Genomic DNA, 21,763 nt, shown 5'->3' with positions numbered 1-21,763 from the left:
CCTAAAACCCCAAAACCCTAAAACCCTAAAACCCCAACACCCCACCACCCTATCTCCTGCCTCCTGCCTTCTGATAACTGATGACTGATGACTGATAACTGATAACTGATAACTGATAACTGATAAATGAATGCTTCTCCCGCTTATGTTTGCTGTCAAGTGTTGTCATCTACTCACCTCGAACAAATTCGTTCTTGGTGGGGACAGTTGGCAATACAGGTAACAGGGCCGAGGATTAGTCTCAGTGAAAGAGATATTCCCCCACAGACAGGGGAAATCTATCAACTCTTGCTTTCCACTGACCTACAAGCTTTATTGTTAGCCAGTCCCCAAGCACATAACTTTGATTACGAAGTCCGCATTAGTTTTGAAGCGAACACGATTAAAAGTTTTCTGCAAGGACTGGCCGTCAAGTCTCTCCACCAACCGAAAATTGAGCAGGGTTATCAAATTTTAAATCTGCCTCTATCCACTAATGTCAGCAGTTTTCAAAATAAAATTTTAGTCAAAATTCTCTCGATAATTTCTTCTCCGTCTGCTGAGGGGGGTTGTCCCCGCATCTTCTCCGTTTGTCAACCGATAGAAGCGGCCCTATCCCAACAAATCGAACAGGAAAGATTATTAAACCAAGTCATCACCCAAATGCGTCAGAGTCTGGAGTTACCGGTGATTCTGGAAACCGTGGTCAGGGAAGCGCGGGAGTTTCTGCAAGTGGACCGATTGTTAATTTATCAATTTTTCCCCGGTATCGGTGAGGGAAAGGGAAAAATAACTTCCGAGTCGCGCATTTCTGACCAGATAAATTCCGTGTTAAATTTAACCCCCGAAGACGATTGTTTTTCCTATATTCCCCAATACAAGGAAAAGTATCGTCAAGGATTAATTCTGGCCGTGGATGATGTGGATGTTAACTATTCTTCTTCCTTCTGTTTGTCCGAATTTTTGCGACAACACCAAGTGCGATCAAAATTAATCGCCCCGATTGTGGTACAAGAAGAATTGTGGGGTTTGTTAATTGCCCATCAATGTGTAGGAAAACGCCAATGGTTGCCGCAGGAAAAGAAATTTTTAGGTCAGATTGGTGAACATCTCGCCATCGCTATCTATCAAGCGCAATTATATTCCCAAGTACAGGAACAAAAAGATATTTTTGAGTGCCGGGTAATAGAAAGAACCCAAGAATTACAAGATACTTTAATGGCCGCAGAAGCCGCTAACCTCTGCAAAAGTGAATTTTTAAATAATATGAGTCATGAGTTATTAACTCCCCTAACTTGTATTATCGGTTTATCCAGTACCCTGCAAAAATGCTCGGCAGCCAATAATTTTTTACCCCCCGACAAACAAAAACACTATCTAAAAGTTATTCAGGATAACGGCAATAAACTATTAGAATTAATCAATAACTTGCTTAATTTCTCGCAAATTTCGGCAGGAAAAGCTGTTTTAGATATTAAACAATTTTCGCTAAAATACCTCTGTAATCACGTTTTAGAAATTATCAAAACAGAGGCAGAAATTAAAGAAATTAGTCTAATTTTAGAGATGAAAATTGCCGAAAAAGAGCATTATTTTTACGCCGATTACGATCGAGTTCAGCAGATACTTTTGTACTTGTTAAAAAATGCCCTGAAATTTACCCCCGAACAGGGTGCTATCACGCTGAGACTGTGGAAAGAAGGCAGTCAGGTCATTTTTCAGGTAGAAGACACGGGCATCGGCATTCCTGCTCAAAAAATACCGCTTCTGTTTGAAAAATTTACCCAGTTGGATGGCTCTCGTAAACGTCGTTATGGTGGTATGGGATTAGGATTGGCTTTAACTAAACAATTAGTGGAACTCCATCGTGGCACGATCGAGGTAGAATCTTGCTTAGATAAAGGTTCCATCTTTACCGTCCGTTTACCTCAACAAAACCCATCCAAATCTCAACCCCAACCCTCAGAGTATAATCCCCATTTTAATCACCACCATCCCACTATAGTTTTAATTGAAAGTGACGAAGAAATCGCCAATCTTATTTGTGAGTTATTGATGGTGGCACATTATCAAGTTATTTGGTTAATCGATAGTGTCTCCGCTATCAAAAAAATTGAGATCGTGCAGCCAAGTATTATAATTGTCGATCAAAAAATGCCCGATATATATCATCTCTGTCATCTCTTAAAAAAATCCAGCCAAACTCAAGCCAGTAAAGTGCTAATCTTGAATGATACCCCCGAAATCAGCGTTAATTTCCTCGGTCGTCATGGCATTGACGACTATCTCCTCAAACCGATTCAACCCTCCCTATTGTTGGAAAAAATCCGCTATCTAACCGCTTTATAAGTGGGGTTTGCGGCAAAAAGTTTTTCGGTGCGGGTAGGGGTGTGGGGTGTGGGGTGTGGGGTGTGGGGTGTAGGATGTAGGGTGTAGGGTTTTACCAATTTTCATCTTCTTTTTTCCTCAGAAAATAGGACTTGAAAACTAACTATTAAATAGCTAATTTTCAAGTCCTTAATTGCAGGAATCCTAGACTAAATTAGGATTCACTTTCGATATAGATAAATAACAAACCCATCACTACGGCTGGCATTAACCAACAGACGATCGGGATTAAAATCCAAGGCAGATAAGAAGCTGCGTAGGCACCAGTCATGTCAAATGCTCCTAGTAAAAAAATAAGGAAATGATAATCAGGTAGAACAAGGGTTAATTATTGATTAAAAACCCCGCGCATGATGCCATCAACGACACCAAGATTTTCTAGGAGGAAATAGGCCACAAAAGCGCCACCCATACCACCAATAAAGAAACCAGCGGCGAATTGACTCCAACCCTCGGAGGATTGCAGAGGATCACCACTAGCGGCCTTACCTTGGAAGGAGACAAGACCATAACTAGCTAAACAACCCGTAGCCAAGAGAACCATGGCCAAAGCGGGGATTAAGCCGCCGAGATTAGCGTATTCCGAGTCTCTCAAGGGACCCAGGACAACCCAGGGACCACCGAGGAAATAACCGTGGGCCATACCCACTTCTAGACCGCGCAGAATCGGAGCTAGACCGGGACGATAGGCAGGTAAGTTACCAATAAAAGCTTTGGTAAAACCAGAAGCGGAAATGGGGGTAGCTAGATGACCAATGAACGGATCATCATTGTAGGGTGTCACCACCTGTTTGTATCCAGTTTCAGCCATTGTGTTTGAGTTCTCCTTTTTCCGATCAACAGGAAAATTGATCATAAAACTTTAAGATTACACTTTAGGCCTAAGAATTACTTCAAGCAACCCCATAGATCGAGTTTTCAAGGGTTGACGGCTGAAACTCTCACAATTCGTTACATTTCTCTCAGGAGACAGGAGTGGGGAGAAGGGAGTGGGGAGTGGGGAGATGGGGGGCTTTTTTTCAGTGTTGCCAAAGGCACGGCGTAGCCGTCCAGTAAACAGTAAACAGTAATCAGTGAACTGATAACTGCTCACTGATAACTGATCACTGATAACTGATCACTGATTAAGGGATAATCAACACTGGACAGGGGGCAAGGTTAATAACTTTGGTGGTGACGCTTTCGGACACACCTTCGCCGGTTAATCCTAAACCGCGACAACCCATAACGATCAGGTGAGCATTAATTTCATCGGCCACATCACAGATGACAAAAGAAGGCATTCCCTCCCTTTCAATCATTTCCGCCTTGATGCCAGCTTGAGCGAAAATCGCTTGGGCCGATTGTAACAATCTATCCACCGCTTCGATCGAACTCATCTTATCGTCGGGGGCAATTTCTCCAGTGGGTGTCGTTTCCACCACCGACAACAGGACCAAACGACTGTCAAAGATTTTGACTAATTCGATCACACTACTGGTAGCGTCACGACTTTCGCGGCTGTGGTCGATGGGAAATAAAATCGTCTCAAACATAATTAGCAAGTCTCTCCAATCAAATTTTTCTGGGCAAATCGGTCTTGGAACTGCAAAACTGATCCCCAAATCTGAAATAATCTTTGTCAAAGTAATTGCCGCAAGTAGCGATACCCTGATTTAATCTTTATTGTACGGTAAGCAATCTAGGAGGTTATGGGCTGTGCCAAAAAAAACAGTAGCGAATTTAACAGAGGCTGATTTAGCGGGCAAACGGGTCTTAGTCCGGGTCGATTTTAACGTTCCCATGGACAAAGCCACCGGGAAAATCAGCGATGATACCCGCATTCGGGCGGCACTACCAACCATTGAGGATTTAATCAAAAAAGGGGCTAAGGTTATTTTATGCAGCCACATGGGTCGCCCCGACGGTCAAGTTAAAGAAAATTTGCGTCTGACCCCTGTAGCTAAACGTCTCTCGGAATTATTGGGACAAGAAGTAATCATGTGTCCCGATTGTATTGGTGAGGGAGTGACGGCAGCGATTAGTCAAATGTCTAACGGTCAAGTGGCCCTTTTAGAAAATCTGCGTTTCCACGGTGAAGAGGAGGCAAATGACCCCGATTTTGCCAAAAAATTAGCCGCTAATGCCGATTTATACGTTAATGATGCTTTTGGTACCGCCCACCGCGCCCACGCTTCCACGGAAGGCGTTACCCACTATCTCAGCCCCTCGGTGGCGGGTTATTTAATTGAAAAAGAGTTAAACTACCTACAAGCAGCTATTGAAACTCCCCAACGTCCCCTAGCGGCGATTATCGGCGGTTCTAAGGTTTCTAGTAAAATTGGCGTGATTGAAACTTTATTGGAAAAGTGCGATAAACTGCTCATCGGTGGCGGTATGATCTTTACTTTCTACAAGGCCCGCGGTTTAAGTGTTGGTAAGTCTTTGGTGGAAGAGGACAAACTGGAATTAGCCAAATCCCTGGAAGCGAAAGCTAAAGAAAAAGGAGTGGAATTCCTCCTTCCTACCGATGTGGTGTTAGCGGATAAATTCGATAAAGATGCCGATTCCCAAATCGTCAAGGTCGAAAATATTCCCGATGGTTGGATGGGATTGGATATCGGACCTGAATCAGTTAAAGTTTTCCAAGAAGCTTTATCTAACTGTAAATCTGTCCTCTGGAATGGCCCGATGGGGGTGTTCGAGTTCGATAAATTTGCGGCGGGTACAGATGCGATCGCTCACACTTTAGCCGATTTAACTGCTACAGGTACAACTACCATTATCGGTGGTGGTGACTCGGTAGCGGCGGTGGAAAAAGTGGGAGTGGCGGAAAAAATGAGCCATATTTCCACCGGTGGCGGTGCTAGTTTGGAATTACTCGAAGGGAAGGTTTTACCCGGTATTGCCGCTCTCGATGAAGCCTAATTATCGCTAATATCTCAGGTTTAAACAAGGTGGGTGTTGCCCCACCTTTTTTTATGAATTAGGGAGTGGGTTTTTAAAGTTGGATTGGGAGTTAATCATACAAATACTTTTGCGGCAAAAATAGTTGAGCCACTAGGATACTTCAATCGCGGTAAAATCGACACGCTGATATAAATCTGTCAGGGATATTTGAAAATCTAGAGAAAACAAAGTTAAAATCGCTTCTTGATCGTGATAATCCCGAAATGCCCAATGATCGCCTCTTTTATGAAATTGTTCTATATAATAACCATATTGATCGATTAAAATATATTCTTCAAAACTATTAAGAGAGCGATAAAATTTAAACTTATCACCCCGATTATAGTCTTGAGTAGATTTTGATAAAACCTCGATAATCACCTGTGGATTGGTAATCGTATCGGTGCGTCCTCTTTCAAGAATTGGTTCTCCCTTAACGATCATAAGATCGGGATAGGTGTACACATTATAGGCGGGTATTGCCAAGCGTAGATCGGTGATAAATATATCATAGGCTTGATTCTGGATAGTTAAGGGAAATCTTCTATAAAAATTTCCCGCAATGCGATTATGGTTAGGAGTTCCCCCAGTCATAATAATAATTTCTCCATCTCGATACTCGTGTCTGTCGGTGGCAGTTTCCTCTAGTTGAAAGTATTCTGCGACTGTGTAGCGTTTCTCAGTGGTTGCGACCATATTGCCCCCTTGAAAGCAAAGCTCTGTTTTTATGATAACCTGTTTTCTGAAAAGGTAAGTAGCTGGTTATAATTAAATTAAAAATGGATTTTAGGTTAGATCCCCCCTGCCCCCCTTGATAAGGGGGGTGTCTGATAATTTTTAACGCCTACCTACTTATAATTATCGGTTTTAATCAGGTGCTGACTGCTGTATAAATATCGAGAGACCTTGTTAACAAGGTCTCTCCAAAGTGGGTAGGATTATTGTTGCTAATTTGCTAGTCTGGTTGGGATAATTTGAGGATAGAGCTAGTGACTTTCATGCTTTCTTGATAAAGCACGTCCTGGCCCCAACGCTGTAACTGTTTACCTAGCAGAGTTTCTGTTTTTTGGTCTTCCAGATGGGACACTTGTTCAACGCGGCAAGATTGGGCCCCTCCCGAAGCTTCCATCCGCATACAGCCGGTAGTTCCCGAACAAATTACAGTGCAACAATCAGCCTGAAGATTAGTAGAAGTGAGTTTAATACTAATCAGATCTCCTTGTACTTCACCCCAATCGGCCACGGGAACACCGGCTAATTCCGCCTCAATTAAACGCTGGTCCTGACCGAGGAAGCTAATCCGATGAATAGCGTAATCTCCCGACCGGTGACTATATCCCACCGGTCGCCATTGTAACCGGCTGGCCATCCAACCGAGGAACATAAAAGCTTGGCAAGGATTGCCCTTTTCGTAATCAATAGTGATGCGATCGACTTCCAGAATAGCATCCCGGCGCTCCGGCGGATCAAAAGCCTCGGCGGTTAGTTCTTGCCAGGGAGCGAGACGACTCCAGTTCAGGTCAGCCAATGGTACATCTGTGGCTAGTAAATCCCCCACCTGCAGCAGTTCCGTTTCTGGTTCCCGAAAAGTGCTGGAATCGACGATAATCGTATCACATTGACTGGCCAGACGTTTAAATAGTCCATATTCGCCATCGGGACTGGCTTTCCACCAGAGAAATTTGGGCAAACTGGGAATAGTTAACTCGGAAATAATGCCGCCAATTCGTTCCAAGGCTTCCGCTGTGCCGCTTAAAGTGACGTATTCACAGCAAACTAAAGTGTTCTGACTACGTTTGTTAACGGGACAATAGGCAGAAACAGAGGCTTTTACCCCTTCATCGGCCTCGGCGGTGGGACAGAGGGTAATAATGCGACAGGGATTGGAAGCAGCGATCGCATCTGCGACCCCAATCGCATCCAAATCGGCGGCGTATTGACGATGATTAGCCCCATCCTCGGCGTTTTTTTCCGCTTCCCAGGCCGCCCTTAACCGGGCGACAAATTCATCGCTAGAAAGCCCAGTTACTTCTAGTTCTAGGTCTTTCTGGGCGACTTTGATGGCGGCGTGGGTTCGCGGACCGGCAATACCATCAATCGGGCCGGTGTAATAGCCGAGAAGGGTTAACAATTCCTGTACCGCATCGGGTTCATAGACAATAAAGCTAAAGGTGGTGGCCCGGGTGGCGGCCATACCATCCTCATTATTATTATAGGATTGCCAGATATCGCGCAGTTCCTGCTCGATCACATCGATGGAAACATCTTTCGGTGCTTGCAGGGAGACAATGGGGGGGCTTTGGGTAGTCATGTCAGTTATCAGTTATCAGTTATCAGTTATCAGTTATCAGTTATCAGTTATCAGTTATCAGTTATCAGCTTCTGAAGGCAAGAGGCAACAGGCAAGAGGCAAAAGACAGAATCTGACAATTCTCCTACCTAAAAATAAGGTTAGAAACTAAGCTCATCAAAGCTTTTAGCTTAACCAATTAGGTCTTAGATTCGGCCCTTGTTATCAGATGTGAGTTTTTACTTTACTGTTTACTGATTACTGTTCACTGTTTTAGAGTCGTCGCCAACGACGGCCATCGCGGTTAAGGAGAAATTCCGCTTCTGTGGGTTCCCAGGTACCCGCTTCGTATTGGGGTACGGAGGCAGGATCGGCGGGAGCGTCCCAAGCGGCAAGAGCAGGAGTAACGATGCGCCATGCTTCTTCTACCTCGTCAGAACGGGTAAATAGGGTTTGATCTCCTAGCATAGCGTCTAAAAGTAGGCGATTATAGGCATCGGCGCTGGTGACACCGAAGGAGGAACCATAACTAAAGTCCATTTCTACCGTGCGTGTGCGTAATTCCGACCCCGGCATTTTCGCCTCAAAACGGAGGGCAATACCTTCGTTAGGCTGGATTCGCATACTCAGTACATTTGCATTAGTTTGTTGGGCCGCCGATTGGAAGATTAATAACGGTACATGGCGGAATTGGATGGCAATCTCGGAAACTTTTTTGGGCAGACGTTTACCGGTACGCAGATAGAAGGGAACCCCCTGCCAACGCCAGTTATCTACCATTAATTTCATGGCCACGTAGGTGGGGGTGGTCGATTCGGGATTAACCCCCGGTTCTTCCCGATAGCCCGGAATGGGTTTTCCTTTCATCCAACCGGCTTTATACTGGCCGCGGATGGCGGATTTTTCTAGGTTATTAATATCGGCCAGGTGAGTCGCTTGCAGGACTTTGACTTTTTCGCCACGGACACTATCAGCGTTAATAGCGTTGGGTGCTTCCATCGCCGTCAAGCAGAATAACTGCATCAGGTGATTTTGCACCATATCGCGCAAAGCTCCCGATTTTTCGTAATATCCGGCCCGCTCCTCCACTCCCACGGTTTCGGCCACGGTAATCTGGACGTGATCGATAAATTGACGATTCCAGAGGGGTTCAAAGATAGCGTTAGCAAATCGGAACACCAGCAAGTTTTGGACGGTTTCCTTGCCTAAATAGTGGTCAATGCGATAAACCTGGTTCTCCTGACAAACCTCTTGTACGACTCGATTGAGAACTTGGGCAGAACTGAGGTCTTTGCCAAAGGGTTTTTCGATCACTAACCGGTGTTTAATTGGGTCTTTCAGCATTCCGGCCGCGCCGAGGTTTTTAAGACCGGGGGGAAAGAAATTAGGAGAGACGGCTAGATAAAAGACTCGATTGCCGCGAGTTCCCCGGATTCCGTCTAATTCTTCCAGAAAGACTTTCATTTTGGCGTAACTTTCCGGATCGTCCATGTTGCCGGGGAAATAGTACAACCCTTGGGCGAAGTCTTGCCAATATTCCTCACTACCAATCCCGTCGGAAAATTCTTCGATGCCTTGGCGCATCTGTTGGCGAAAATAATCATGACTCCACTCTCGGCGCGCTGTACCGACGATGGTTAATTCGGCCGGCAGTCGTCTTTCCCGTTTCAGTTGATAGAGAGCAGGAACCAGTTTTCTTTGGGTTAAGTCTCCCGATGCCCCAAAAATGACTAAGATTAAGGGTTCTGGGGTTCTTTCTTGTCGCAATCCCACTCGGAGAGGATTTTCGAGCAGCTTTACCATAGGATTTTGTCTAGCCGAGGTGCATTATTTTCCAGTCTAGCGGGAATACTCGACGGCATACCTAAAGTAAAAATTAATAACCACAATCAGTGATCAGTGATCGGTAATCAGTAATCAGTAATCAGTGATCATACTAAATCTGGTTATTAAAGACTGATTATTGATTCCTCCTTTTGCATGAGTGCCTAGACCTTTTTGAGATCAAAAAGTTCTGGGTCCGGGAGTGGTCGGGGGGAAAATTGGGGGACTTTTTCCCTGAATTTTAGGTAATTGACCACCCAAAAATGGGTGAAACCCCACAACCTACCCCTAGGAAAAACTTTTTGCCGCAAACCCTGATTGAGGAGAAGCCCTTATTTTTTGGCGGTTTTAACACAATCGAGGGTACGGACGATGGCGGCTGCTGCGTAGTTACGACGGGTGGGATCATTTGGTACAAAGGCACTACCCTGTTCGTTCAAGGGAGAGGCCACAGCGCAAAATCCCGACATCTGGGTAATTAAACCAGCGGCCCAATGACCAGAAGTATCGGAAAAATTGGCGGGGGTTTTAGTTTGGGCCAAATCGGGGGCTTGTTTTTGCTGAGTTTTCAGGTAGGTGGCGGCCTGTTTGAGGATCGCCATCAATTCGGCCCGGGTGATGGGGTCGCCCGGACGGAATTCGCCGTTAGCTTTGCCGGCAACAATACCATTAGCCCGGGCCCATTGGATTTTTTTGGCACTCCAACGCGTCGCGTCCACATCGTTAAAACTGCCGCTGCCGGGGGGAATCTCTTCTAGGTTAATTTTGGTGACAGTTCCCATCCCCTCAATAATCATCGAGATGAATTGTTCCCTGGTAACGGGATTTTCGGGGCGGAAGCTGTTATCTTCTTTAAAACCAGCCACTACCCCAAGCGCGATCGCTTTTTCAATCTCAGTTTTATAGATATCGCCGCTAATATCCCGGAAACTGGCCCCGGAAGTGGGGGGGGCAGTGGGGGGAGGAGTGGTTTCGTTGATAGGAGGTCTGCCAGCGATTGCGAGAACTTCCGTTTCTTTGCCGCTAAAGTAGAAGTGGCCTAAACTTTTGCCTTCAAAGGTACGTCGGCTAAATCTCCAACCCGGTTCGAGGATAATTTTCATAAATCCCGTTTGCATTCCTCGGGTTCTTCCCACCACTAATTCCGGTCTGCGAGCATCCCGGGGAGTTCCCACTAAGTATAATTCGCCATTGCGTTCCACAATACGCAAGATGTAATCTAGCCCAAAATCCCGGCCATCGAGACGGATAGAATAACCATTACTATCGGTGGCGCGGCGACAAATGCCGGTAAAGTCAAAGTTGAGGAGCAGCGGGTCGATCATGACGGGATTTGAGCCGCTTTCGCTCCAACACTTCTGTTTTCCCTGGATTTGTTCCAAGACTAGCAGGTCAAATTTATTACCTCCGTAGGGACGAGCGATCGCTACTACCTGGGTCTGCTCGATGTCCTGTTCGTCAAAGTTGGCCGCTGGTGTGGCAGTTATGCCCAAGGTCATTAGGGCGGTTAGGGCGATCGATAATCTAGCTTTCATGATCTTTATCTATAAGACGATTTTTGCAGTAAAAATAATAGACGTGCTAATCCCACTATTCTAAGACTGAATACTTCCGGTTGTTGTTCCAGACTGCGCCGGATTGTTGTCTGTCTGCACAACTTTTCTCTCAATCTTCAATTTCCGAACCTATTGATCTGAGCAATATTCTGATGGAACTGTTGGGTTGACCAATATTAGCTCGGTTAGCTGTTAAAACTGGGGAGATTTTAGCGAATTGTTGAAAATTTTAGCCAGCCATTCGAGTCTTAGGCTAAGATGGGGAGAGAGGCTTTTAATTGGCCGCATCCCTTGACTTCCTCACAGGATTTAAGCCCAATAATTGCCTAAAAAATGGCAATTAATCGATTTATCGCTATCAGTGCCGCAGTGAATTATCATAGTTCATTAGCTCTGGTGAGCCGTTGCCCTTTCTTTGGTGTGTGTGAGGTAAACAATTATGAGTAACTCCCCCGGTGATCCTTCTCCTCGTCCTAATCTTTTTCTGAGTATCGGTCGATTTTTACGCCGGCCTTCTACTTTAATTGTTGGGGGAATTACTCTACTAGGAATTACCTCCCTTGGCTATTTTACTGCTCGTTATTTAGTTTATGAACGTCTCACCCCAATTTTAGATAATATCTTCAGTGAAATGCTGCATAGACCCGTCAGGGTAGGTAAAATAGAGGGCTTTTATTTTAATCGCATTCGTATCGGTAAATCGGAAATTCCAGCTACGGCCAATTCTGCCGATAGTTTATCCATTGATGCGATCGAATTAGGATTAAATCCGCTGCCCTTACTTTTAGGTCTGCCGCTGCCAGTTGATGTGAAGTTAATTAATCCCAGTATTTATCTCGATCAGGATAAAAATGGTCAATGGCTCGATAATTTAGAAAAAATAGCTAGTAACTTAGATCGGGAGGCACCTATCAGGTTAAATCTGGGTTTTCAGGTGGAGAAGGGAGATATTACTATCCAACCCTATGCCCTGAAAAAACCGATAGAAATTAAGGCCGATGGTCAGGGAAGATTCATCGATAATCAAAGGCAGCCTCTCACCTACGATTTTAGCGCAGAAATCCTCAAAAGTCAAGTAAAAATTGCAGGAGAAACGGCGTTAAAAACGGGCGAAAGTCAAACTAATCTTCAGATTGATCGTTTGAACTTAAATGAACTATTAACTTTAATTCCTCGGAGCAATTTCCAATTAAATCAAGGACAAGTAAATGCTAATATTGCTCTCAATATTCCCAGTTGGGCAAAGCTAAATCAAACCGAAGGAAATGGCAATTTTCAGGTGACAGATTTGGCGGGGAAATTCCAACCTTTCCAGTATCCAATTAAGCTAACAACTAAGTTAAATTTACAGGGAGATAAAGTATTAGTCGAACAGGCGAGCGCAAGTATTGGCAAGATTAAAACTGAGGTGAAGGGAGAAGTAAATTGGCAAACTGGTTATCATCTCAAGGTCACTCTAGAATCGGTGGATTTACAACAGCTTTTAAGAATTATTTATCTGCAATCACCTCTAGATTTACGGGGAGAAGCACGCTCTACTTTTCAAGTGACGGGAAAATTAGATCAACCTCTAATTAAAGGAACCGTTAGCAGCAGCAAACCGATTATTTTTGAGCAAATTCCCATTCAATCAATAACCAGTAATTTTCAAACAAATCTCAATCGTCTTAATTTAGATAAAATTCAAATTAAACCCGTCGCAGGTGGAGAAATTAAAGGAGAAGGAAAATTGCAGTTAAATATTCTGCAATCCCTGCAAAAAAATCAAACTCTTGACGGGACAAAAATGCCGATTAATTTGAATTTACAAGCAAATTTTCCCACGAGAAAAATTTTATCTCAACTGGCAACAATTCCCGCTAAAATTAATATAAACGATCTGCAAGCTAATATTAAAGCTAGGGGTAGTTTAGGACTACCACAATTATTAATTAATTGGCAAATACCCACGGTTAATCAGTCAGAATTAATCAATGTTGCCGGGGAGGGTAAAGTATTTTTAGGGGGCAACAAAATAAATTTAACCGATACGGTCATTAAAACAAATGGCGGCAAACTACAGGTTAATGGTAATGGTGATTTTACTAGCAAATTAGTCCAGGCAAAAATCACGGGTAATAACTTTTTATTGACTCCTTTTGTGCCTCTTGTTTGTCAATATTTAGATAGCATTTGCCCCTACCTAGAAACCTTAGAACCCTTAAATTTAGAGACAGCTAATATTCAAGTCAGTGGCAAAATTGATCAACTCAATGTTAATACTTTAAACGGAATTGCTAACTTAAAAATTAGCGGTAAACAAGGCACAATTTTAGTCAATAGTCAAGTATTGCAAGGAAATCTTCAGGCTAACGCTTTCTTAGCGGGATTGCCGATTAATTCCCTATTGCCTAACTTACCAACCCAGGTTAAATTAACGCGATCGCAAATTAATTTACAGGGTTATTTAGGGGAATTACTGAATAATAAAAATAATATTTTCAGCAGTTGGCAAGGTCAAGGGAATATGGAGTTATTAGTAGATAATAATCCTTTAATTGCCACAGCCAAACTGAATCAAGGTTTCCTGACAGGAACAGTTAATACCAGTGGGATTAGTCTTAATCCTCTGGTGGAAAATTTAACAGTTCCCGTCAGTTTAGGCAGGGCAAAAATCAGCTTTGCTGGTAGAATAAATTCTCTGATTAGCGGTACTTTAACGGATTTAAAAACTTGGCGCGGACAAGGAGATATACAGTTATTTGTCAATAGTCAATCTCTAAGAACGACAGCACAACTAGAACAAGGGATTTTAAGTGGTATAGTTAATACGGCTGGCATTAACTTAAATCCGTTTTTACCCAAGATAAATATTCCTGTTAGTCTAGGGAAAACCCAAGTCAATTTCACCAGTGCAATCAATAATTTACTAGCGGGAAAAATAACAAATCTGTCCACCGTCAATGCTAGGGTAAATACTCGCTTGTTAGTAGATAATAATTCGATCAATACTGATATTCAGTTAAACAAAGGTATTTTTAATATTCTCGGTAGTTTAGAGCGTTTTCAGACTAATATTCCCATACCTTTGAATATTGAACAAACCAAGTTTCAAGCAACAGGAAATGCCCAAACTATTTTCGACTCTCTGCTAGAAAAACGACTGAACTTAAGCAGTATTAAAGCAGTTTTTAACTCTCGTATTAATGTGGCTAAAGGAGAGATTAAAGCTAAGGCACAACTGAATAATAATTTCTGGCAAAGTGATATTATTGCCGCTAATCTTGATCCCGCTGCCCTACTAAGGCAATTGGGGGGAGTAAAATCAATCTCGATTCCTAACCTAGATTTTAGTGCCAATTTAGCGGGAAATATTAAAGAAATTTGGCAGGGAGTAACACCAATTCAGGTTAATAATCTCTCGGCACAGTGGGGAGAAAATAGCTTTAATGTGCGAGGAAATATTCTTTTAACTAATCTTATCAGTCAACCCGATATCGCTGAGGTTAACTTAAATCTACAGGCAAAAACCGACCTTGCTGCTGTACCGCTAACTCAGATTATATCGCTTTTACCGATTGATTCTAACCTAAAACCCAAAGAATCAACACTAACAGGGATCGGAGAATTTCAAGGACAAATCACAGGAAAAAATCTCTTAACTGCTTGGCAAAAAGTCGGAAATGTACAAATCAAAGGAGATATAAATTTAGCTAACTTTAGCATTAATGAGCGACTCTTTGAACCTGTCTTAAAAGGAAGTATGCAAGCAGGAATCGGTCAAAATATTAGTTTAAATCTGCGGGGAAATCAGGACATTATTGACCTAACTTTCGATCCTTGTCAACAAAAGAATTGTCTGCTGCCCTATCTTCCCTTAGCGATAAATATTCGCCAAGCTTTTGGAAATAAGACTCCTTTTCTAGCAACAGCTAAACGAAGCGGAGAAAATTTAAATGTTCAGATTGCCAATTTTCCCCTAGAAATCCTGAAAATATCTCCAACGGCAGCCTATAATATTCCAGGGATTATTGCTGGACAGATGAATGCTAATCTAGACATCAATTTATTTAACTTACAGGGACAGGGACAACTAGAGATTAATCAACCTAGTCTAGGTAACTTAATCGGGGAAAAATTAACGGCAAATTTGGTTTATCGGGATTCCATAGTTCAACTGCAAGCGGGGAGTTTACAAGCGGGTGCAAGTCAATATAATCTGCAAGGTTTATTTAATTGGCAAACCCAAGCAATAGAAGCTAAACTCAGGGTAGATCAAGGTTATATTCAAGATTTATTATCAGTTGCTAGTATCTATGATTTAACCAGTTTAATCAACCTTTTATCCTCCGAGAATAACCAGACTATTCAACTTAGTACACTAGGAGTAGGTAATCCCGAAGCGTCCCTAGCACAACAGGTAAATTTGCGGGCAAAAATTGAAGAAATAATCCAGCAATTAGCAGGTAAAAGAGGGGTAGTCGGGATACCTTCTGAACTAGATTTTCGCGGTCGTTATCAAGCAAATATAGCCTTAATTGGGACTTTACAAAATCCCGATCTTAGCGTACAATTTCAGGGCAATCGATGGGAATGGCGACCCCAAAAACCGACGGTAAATATTGTTAAACCTCTGGGAATTGTCACCACCGATACCCAATTAATTCCGATTGATGAAGTAACAATTAATCTTAACTTAAATCGTCAGTTGCTCAGGATAGAACCGATTAGATTAAAATCACGAGATTCTTCCGTATTTTTAGCGGGTGATTTTTCCTTAAAAAAAGTAGAGGGAACTTTTGCTGTGGAAAATCTTTCTCTCGATCTCTTGAGAAATTTCGTCCAGTTTCCCTTGGATGTATCCGGTAGTCTAAAAACTCAAGGACAAATTACAGGAACTTTATTAAATCCTCGTATTCAGGGTAACTTTGCCTTTATTGACGGTGCAATTAATGCCCAAAATATTAATCAGGATATAATTGGTTTATTTACCTATAATCAGTATCGTTTTGATTTGCGGACAACCTCCTCGGAATCAATACAACTTTATGCCAGCATTCCCTATCCTCCCCTACCGGGTAATGATCAATTAAAAATCCAAGCAAAATTGGGAACCGATGCACTCAAATTAATTGAAGCTATCAGTCAAAACACCATTGAATGGGTTAACGGTGAGGGAGAGGTACTTCTTTCAGCGACGGGAAGATTAGATATAAAAGAGGGTTTAAAAATCAAAGATTTAGAAGCAAATGGTATAGTTACTCTCGATAATGCCGCTATCCGCAGTGTTGCTTTTCCAGAGATTTTAACCGTAAATGGCCGCATTGGGTTAACCCCTGAAAACTTAACAGTAGAGGAATTACAAGGCTTGATCGCTGACAGACAAATTTCTGTGGTGGGAGTTTTACCTTTCTTTCAAGCCTTCAAAAATAATCCTAATCCCTTAACAATTAATATTCAAGAGGGAGATATAGCAATTAATGGCCTTTATCGAGGATTAATTGCTGGGAATGCTATGATAACGGGAACAATTCAGCAACCAATTATCGGGGGTAATGTGCGTCTTTCTAGGGGTAAAGTTTTTCTTCCCCGCACAGCAGAAATTAATCAAGAAACAGATAAACCAGTGAGTCGCTGGCTGCAGCCTCTCAACATTCCTCAGACGACAAATATCACTCCAGTTTTAAATAATTTTCAAGTGTCTTTAGCAGGATTATCAATTGAACAAGAACCTTTGTATCAATTTGATTTTAGTGGTGCTTTAACCTTGAACGGTCCGCTCACTCCAGTAGAGAAATTACAAACCAACGGAGTAATTAATCTCGATCGAGGACGAGTTAGCTACATCGATACTCGTTTTCTTCTTAACCGACGCAATCAAAATGTTATTGTTTTCGATTCTAGTCGCGGGTTGGGACTTTTTAATCCCTTTGTTGATATTCAACTGCGAACAATTCTCAGCGAATTTTCTCAATCTCGCGATTTTGCTATTTCCCGTCCGGGGGGGGATTTTCCTAGTAATGAAATTCCCGATGATAGCCTCAATCGCATTCAAAGGATCGATGTCACCCTCAGCGTTGAAGGTGAATTAAATCGCTTGCTACCAAATTTAGGTCGTAACATCAATGAAGTGTGCCAAATTCGTCCCGATAGTCCACCTTTTCCCCTAGAGGAAAACTATACAAATGCAGAATTACAAAAAGTCGCTAATTGTTTACAAGCATTGGCTTTTGCTAGAGGTGAAGATGAGGGATTGCTTAATACTCCTCTAGTTAAATTAACTAGCACTCCCCCCCGCAGCCAAGGGGAAATCGTTCGACTGTTGGGGGAACAATTGCTGTCGGTTTTTAATGGTTTACAGGGGAAAAATACAGAACAATTAATTCAGTTTGGAGTGGTTCAGTTGGCAATTCCCCTCTTAGCTCAAGGAGTCGTGTATGATGTAGAGAATGCGGTTAGTAATGCGATTGGAGCAACGGATTTTAATATTCTTCCCAATTTGGAAACCGTCTATCGAGTTAATTCCCAGTCTTTTATCCGCTTCTCCTACGATTATAATTTGAATGAGTTTACCGTCCGCTATCAAACCCAATTTTAAGGTAAGATTGAGAGATATAGGAGAGTTCAGAAGTTAGGAGACAAGGCAAAATTAGGTTATACTTCATCTTACTTGATATTCTATGATTATTCGCGAGGCTAAAGAAACAGATTTACCAACAATTATCGAGATTTATAATGCTGCTGTTCCCACTCGCAAGGCAACCGCAGATTTAAAGCCTATTTCCCTCGAAAGTCGGCGAGAATGGTTTAAAAAGCACGATCCTGAACAGTATCCCATCTGGGTAATAGCGATCGAAGGTCGGGTGGTGGGTTGGCTAAGTTTACAGATGTTTTATGGTCGTGTCGCTTACCAAAAAACGGCAGAGGTTAGTTTATATATTTCCCCCGATTATCAAGGTCGTGGAATCGGTAAATTATTAGTAGAATATGCCCTGAATTGCTGTCCGAAATTGGGTATATCTAATCTTATCTGTATTATTTTTGCCCACAATCAGGCCAGTATTCGTCTCTTTGAAAAATTCGGCTTTCAACGATGGGGTTATTTACCTCAAATTGCCGAACTAGACGATTTTCTGGCTGATGTAATCATTTTAGGGAAAAAAGTCGCTTAAATAGGCAATTTCTCCATAGCTAGACTAAATTCTAGACTTAATTGAATATCAGTATTTTCTGGTTCGCCTAGAGATGATTTCTAGGTGAGAGAAAAGAGATAGTATTTATGGCTCTTCCTTAGCATAATTTTTTCCTCATCAATAAACTACTATCAAGGCTTAAGTTTTCTTACCAGACTCAGTTAATTTATCGATTAGGTCAAGCTGTGTATCGAGATCATCCCAGATATCCTATACTTATTTTACAGCGTTTCTCATCAAGATGAAGTGTAATCTAATTTGATATCGACCACCGATTCCCCAAAACGAGAACTGTTTACCTCATCATTAAGATAACTGCTATAACCATGAATAATTTCAAAATACTGCTCATCGGCTATGGTAATACTTTAAGAAATGATGACGGAGTGGGAATGAGAATAGCCGAAATTATCGCCGAGGAGAATTGGCCTAATCTAGAGGTCATCGCTACCCATCAATTGACTCCTGAGTTAGCGGCTGATATAGCTGATGCTTCTCTAGTTATTTTTGTTGATGCGGTATTATCTAATCAAACTGATATCCAGATAGAAAAATTAGCGGCAGTTACCGAATGGAATAATTTCGGTCATGCAGAAAGTCCTGCTTCTTTATTAGCATTAACTCAAGCAATTTATCAACAAAGTCCCAGGGCCTGGGGAATATTTATTCCTGCTATTAACTGTGAATTTGGTGAAGAATTATCAACAATAACTCAAAAGTGCTTGACAAATGGGATTAAAGCTATTAGAAAAATTATTACTTCTGAGAATTTGACTGAATACCAAAAGCAGGACTTTGATAATCTTCCGGCAGATAATTTTCAGGAATAGTGCTGTGATTGCCATCCCGGAGAGCCTTGTAGTGAGGAGACATAATTTCGATACCGACTTCGTTACATTTATCCTGAATATTTTGATGTAATTCAGAATAAATATACACCATTTTGCTAGGATGATCGGTGTAGGCATTTAGCTGATAGCTGACATAAAAATCATCGAGACTGGTTTGCAAGACAAAAGGAGCAGGTTCTGAGACAATAAATTGGGTGGCTAAGGCTGCTTCTTTCAGGGTTGCGTGAACCTTACGCCAAGGTAAATCATAACCGAGAGTGACTGTGGTTTGCAAAATTAAAGGCTGTTTGAATTCCCGTTGAGAGACAGTAAAGTTAATCACATTAGTGTTTAACAGCGATGAATTAGGAATCGTGATAATTCTATTAGACGGTGTGCGAATACGGGTGACTAATAATCCTTTTTCAATCACATCTCCAATAACATCACCAATAGAAATTTTATCTCCTAGTTGAAAAGAGCGGGTATAGATGAGGATAATTCCCCCCACCACGTTAGCGATAGCCGAGGTGGAACCCAAGGAAAATAGTACCCCTAAAAATACCGACACCCCCTGAAAAGCAGGAGAATTAAATCCGGGTAGATAGGGAAAAGCGATGACTATAGCTAAGGCAATTATCAGCAGTGACAGTAAATTATAGGTTGGTTTTGCCCAATCGGGATAGAAACCATTAATTACTAAATTTTCTCTTTCCAATCCAGTGAAAAATGGTTTAATTGCTCTCAACAGATAGTGAGTTATAAAAACAATTATCAGTATGATAAAAATACTGGGTAAATATTTTGCTATCTCTTGGGAAACAACTTCTAAAGCACTAAAAAAGTATTGCAGAAAACCATCACCAAATTTTCTAGTCCAGGGAAAAAGACGAAGGACAAAAGTTAAATAAAAATAGAGAATAGTTAAAATAATTAGAGTGCGGATAAATTGCAAAACTCTTAGGGAAAAAATTCCTATTGTCTGGGAACTAATAATCTCAAAATTTTGGAATACGACCCCAGGAACTAGGGAGGTGATTAACCTCTGAATCTGGGGAAAAACCCGCGAAGATATAAAAATTATTACCCAGAAAATTAAGACCGTGGCCAAGGTAGCACTTACCGTCAAAACTGCATCTTTTAAGAGGTTATCCGGTTGACGTTCTTGACGATAACGGACAATGGCCGCTTTAATCTTTGCTAAAGCTCGTTCGGCCAATACTTCTTGACTGACCGCCTGTAATTTGGCATCTTTAGAAGTAATAGTAGCAATAACCGTATCTCCCAAAATAATCGAAGGGTTTTTGTCTTCAGGATCAATTTTTATAGTTAAATCTTCAGGAGAAAGAGCATCGTCATCGGCAATTTTTTCAATTCTGTCTGTAATCGATTTCGCTCTTTCTTGCGCTGAAAAAGAACCTATTCCCTGCCGAATCGTAAAAAGTTCTTGATTATCAAGCATGACGGGAAAAACTTCTCCCAAAGTTTCCAGGGGTGTTTCCTGTCCTTGTTTAGCAGGATTATTCTGGGCTGCTATCATGAAGATAGGGGATAAAGTCAGTAACAAAACTAAACAAAACAGTCCTAGGTAACGCCAGATTTTTTTCATCTTCTAAGCCACAATTGTACAGGAGCGATCGAGTTTAATACCTCTTTTTTTCATCGTAGCATGGAATAGTTCTGTGGATAACACCTGTTCCACGGGATAAATCCCGGCTTTTTCGAGTTTTGCCGCTAAGATTAATTCTGCCACGCTGCCAGTTCCCCAACCCGCTGCTTGAGCAGTGTTCTCGTGAACCATAGTCGCTTGATAAACTGCTTTTTGCTGCCCTTGCCATCCGGCGACTTTGGCTAACATTGCTACCCCAATTCCCGAAAATTTATCGGTTACTTCTGTCATGCGATAACTAACTTGGGAAAAAAACTCAATTCCCCGAGAACTTTCTACCCAAGCATCGGGAAAAACATGGGCAGTAATCCAAGTTAAATGATTATAAAAATCGGGAATAGAACCAAATTTTGTGATCACATTTTGCACTTGAAAAGATTCGGCGAAAGTATAGGTTTCTGGCATATCAAACCAATAAACACCAGTTTTACCCAAAGGAGCAGGAAAGTCAATTACTTCTCTAGCAGTATAGGGTTTAATCTCTTGCCATTGTCCCTCAATCCAAGCTAAAAAAGGCTTTTTTAAGCCGAGAAAAGTAGTCCGCATCACAGTTAATCCCGCACCTCCTGAACCAGCTACGGCATAATTTAAACGGATCGTTTCTACCCTATCTAACTGTTCCACTCCCTCCCGCACTATACTATTAGAAATACCCGGGAAAATTCCCGTATTAACCACGGCAGTTATTCCCGCTTTTATCGCTAATTCTCGATAGGGGATTAACTTTTGATAAAAAGAACGATGATCACTAACATCAATATAATTGACTTTTTCTTCGATGCAAATTTTTACTACCCTGCCATCGCGATAATGAAAGGGACCGGCACAATGAATAACTAAATCACTATTTTTAATTGCCTGTCTAAGCTTGTCTATTTCTTCTAAATCTAAAGCCAAAAACTGCATTCTTGGCAGTAATTTAATGGCTTTTTCCTTGCGTCCTGTGATAATAATTTTAGCTGAAGTATGATTAATAATATCTAGGGCTACACTTTGACCAATGCGACCGGTGCCACCTAAAATTAAAACAGTTTTTTCCATAGCAACTATCAATAATATTTGTTGCTCTAGTATAGCATCCTCTTGGCAATTTTGCCTATTTTCCAAGATGAAAATTTTAGAATAAT

At 41.9% G+C, this 21,763-nt stretch carries 14 protein-coding genes; 5 read left to right on the top strand and 9 right to left on the bottom strand.

Annotated features, from left to right (window positions below):
- The first annotated feature begins 126 nt into the window (after positions 1-126).
- The gene (locus IM485_RS07095; RefSeq protein ID WP_287742189.1) at positions 127-2,328 is read left to right on the top strand and encodes a hybrid sensor histidine kinase/response regulator; all 2,202 of its coding nucleotides are present in this window, start codon (positions 127-129) and stop codon (positions 2,326-2,328) included.
- Positions 2,329-2,521: 193 nt separating this feature from the next.
- Here the strand turns inward: IM485_RS07095 and IM485_RS07090 are convergent, their stop codons facing one another.
- The 3 genes from IM485_RS07090 to IM485_RS07080 all read right to left on the bottom strand — a co-directional run bounded on the left by IM485_RS07090 (position 2,522) and on the right by IM485_RS07080 (position 3,902).
- Complete coding sequence (locus IM485_RS07090; RefSeq protein WP_002737043.1) at positions 2,522-2,638, bottom strand: photosystem I reaction center subunit VIII; 117 nt, start codon at positions 2,636-2,638, stop codon at positions 2,522-2,524.
- Between the two features lie 57 nt (positions 2,639-2,695).
- Positions 2,696-3,178: a photosystem I reaction center protein subunit XI gene (locus IM485_RS07085; RefSeq protein ID WP_002737469.1), complete on the bottom strand. Its 483-nt coding sequence runs from the start codon at positions 3,176-3,178 to the stop codon at positions 2,696-2,698.
- A gap of 313 nt (positions 3,179-3,491) precedes the next feature.
- Entirely contained in the window at positions 3,492-3,902 is a 411-nt protein-coding gene (locus IM485_RS07080; RefSeq protein WP_104396332.1) for a universal stress protein, read from the bottom strand.
- A 163-nt stretch (positions 3,903-4,065) separates the two neighbouring features.
- On the opposite strand from IM485_RS07080, the gene IM485_RS07075 reads away from it, so the two are divergent.
- Positions 4,066-5,274: a phosphoglycerate kinase gene (locus IM485_RS07075; protein ID WP_104396331.1), complete on the top strand. Its 1,209-nt coding sequence runs from the start codon at positions 4,066-4,068 to the stop codon at positions 5,272-5,274.
- Between the two features lie 132 nt (positions 5,275-5,406).
- Here IM485_RS07075 and IM485_RS07070 read toward each other — a convergent pair whose 3' ends face one another.
- The 4 genes from IM485_RS07070 to IM485_RS07055 all read right to left on the bottom strand — a co-directional run bounded on the left by IM485_RS07070 (position 5,407) and on the right by IM485_RS07055 (position 10,944).
- Positions 5,407-5,991, bottom strand: coding sequence for a Uma2 family endonuclease (locus tag IM485_RS07070; RefSeq protein WP_002776136.1), 585 nt, complete (start codon positions 5,989-5,991; stop codon positions 5,407-5,409).
- Positions 5,992-6,250: 259 nt separating this feature from the next.
- Positions 6,251-7,606: a glucose-6-phosphate dehydrogenase assembly protein OpcA gene (gene opcA, locus IM485_RS07065; RefSeq protein ID WP_287742186.1), complete on the bottom strand. Its 1,356-nt coding sequence runs from the start codon at positions 7,604-7,606 to the stop codon at positions 6,251-6,253.
- A 252-nt stretch (positions 7,607-7,858) separates the two neighbouring features.
- Entirely contained in the window at positions 7,859-9,388 is a 1,530-nt protein-coding gene (gene zwf / locus IM485_RS07060) for a glucose-6-phosphate dehydrogenase (RefSeq protein ID WP_036402568.1), read from the bottom strand.
- Positions 9,389-9,741: 353 nt separating this feature from the next.
- Positions 9,742-10,944, bottom strand: a complete 1,203-nt coding sequence (locus tag IM485_RS07055) for a DUF3747 domain-containing protein (protein ID WP_287742183.1) — start codon at positions 10,942-10,944, stop codon at positions 9,742-9,744.
- 460 nt (positions 10,945-11,404) lie between these two features.
- On the opposite strand from IM485_RS07055, the gene IM485_RS07050 reads away from it, so the two are divergent.
- From IM485_RS07050 to IM485_RS07040, 3 genes are all read left to right on the top strand, one after another.
- Positions 11,405-17,542 carry a translocation/assembly module TamB domain-containing protein gene (locus IM485_RS07050; protein ID WP_287742181.1) on the top strand — a complete coding sequence of 2,046 codons (6,138 nt, stop codon included), beginning with the start codon at positions 11,405-11,407 and terminating at the stop codon, positions 17,540-17,542.
- A gap of 82 nt (positions 17,543-17,624) precedes the next feature.
- Positions 17,625-18,116 carry a GNAT family N-acetyltransferase gene (locus IM485_RS07045; RefSeq protein ID WP_104396326.1) on the top strand — a complete coding sequence of 164 codons (492 nt, stop codon included), beginning with the start codon at positions 17,625-17,627 and terminating at the stop codon, positions 18,114-18,116.
- A gap of 347 nt (positions 18,117-18,463) precedes the next feature.
- A complete protein-coding gene (locus tag IM485_RS07040) occupies positions 18,464-18,967 on the top strand; it encodes a hydrogenase maturation protease (RefSeq protein WP_104396325.1) in 504 nt (167 codons plus the stop codon).
- Here the strand turns inward: IM485_RS07040 and IM485_RS07035 are convergent.
- Both IM485_RS07035 and IM485_RS07030 read right to left on the bottom strand, forming a co-directional pair.
- Complete coding sequence (locus tag IM485_RS07035) at positions 18,894-20,576, bottom strand: mechanosensitive ion channel family protein (protein WP_287742178.1); 1,683 nt, start codon at positions 20,574-20,576, stop codon at positions 18,894-18,896. The genes IM485_RS07040 and IM485_RS07035 overlap by 74 nt on opposite strands.
- Positions 20,577-20,579: 3 nt before the next feature.
- Positions 20,580-21,677, bottom strand: coding sequence for a saccharopine dehydrogenase family protein (locus IM485_RS07030; protein ID WP_287742176.1), 1,098 nt, complete (start codon positions 21,675-21,677; stop codon positions 20,580-20,582).
- Positions 21,678-21,763: the final 86 nt, after the last annotated feature.

Origin of the sequence: Microcystis sp. M169S2, from assembly GCF_020245865.1 — a bacterium.
Classification (GTDB): domain Bacteria; phylum Cyanobacteriota; class Cyanobacteriia; order Cyanobacteriales; family Microcystaceae; genus Microcystis; species Microcystis ichthyoblabe_A.
Note: the sequence above shows the minus strand (reverse complement) of the source record. Positions and strands in the feature narration are given on the sequence as shown.

Bases quoted from the DNA above. Each gene is read 5' to 3' on its own strand.
- IM485_RS07090 (WP_002737043.1), bottom strand. From the start codon at position 2,638: ATGACTGGTGCCTACGCAGCTTCTTATCTGCCTTGGATTTTAATCCCG.
- IM485_RS07085 (WP_002737469.1), bottom strand. From the start codon at position 3,178: ATGGCTGAAACTGGATACAAACAGGTGGTGACACCCTACAATGATGAT.
- IM485_RS07070 (WP_002776136.1), bottom strand. From the start codon at position 5,991: ATGGTCGCAACCACTGAGAAACGCTACACAGTCGCAGAATACTTTCAA.
- IM485_RS07040 (WP_104396325.1), top strand. From the start codon at position 18,464: ATGAATAATTTCAAAATACTGCTCATCGGCTATGGTAATACTTTAAGA.
- IM485_RS07095 (WP_287742189.1), top strand. From the start codon at position 127: ATGAATGCTTCTCCCGCTTATGTTTGCTGTCAAGTGTTGTCATCTACT.
- IM485_RS07035 (WP_287742178.1), bottom strand. From the start codon at position 20,576: ATGAAAAAAATCTGGCGTTACCTAGGACTGTTTTGTTTAGTTTTGTTA.
- IM485_RS07045 (WP_104396326.1), top strand. From the start codon at position 17,625: ATGATTATTCGCGAGGCTAAAGAAACAGATTTACCAACAATTATCGAG.
- zwf (WP_036402568.1), bottom strand. From the start codon at position 9,388: ATGGTAAAGCTGCTCGAAAATCCTCTCCGAGTGGGATTGCGACAAGAA.
- IM485_RS07055 (WP_287742183.1), bottom strand. From the start codon at position 10,944: ATGAAAGCTAGATTATCGATCGCCCTAACCGCCCTAATGACCTTGGGC.
- IM485_RS07080 (WP_104396332.1), bottom strand. From the start codon at position 3,902: ATGTTTGAGACGATTTTATTTCCCATCGACCACAGCCGCGAAAGTCGT.
- opcA (WP_287742186.1), bottom strand. From the start codon at position 7,606: ATGACTACCCAAAGCCCCCCCATTGTCTCCCTGCAAGCACCGAAAGAT.
- IM485_RS07030 (WP_287742176.1), bottom strand. From the start codon at position 21,677: ATGGAAAAAACTGTTTTAATTTTAGGTGGCACCGGTCGCATTGGTCAA.
- IM485_RS07050 (WP_287742181.1), top strand. From the start codon at position 11,405: ATGAGTAACTCCCCCGGTGATCCTTCTCCTCGTCCTAATCTTTTTCTG.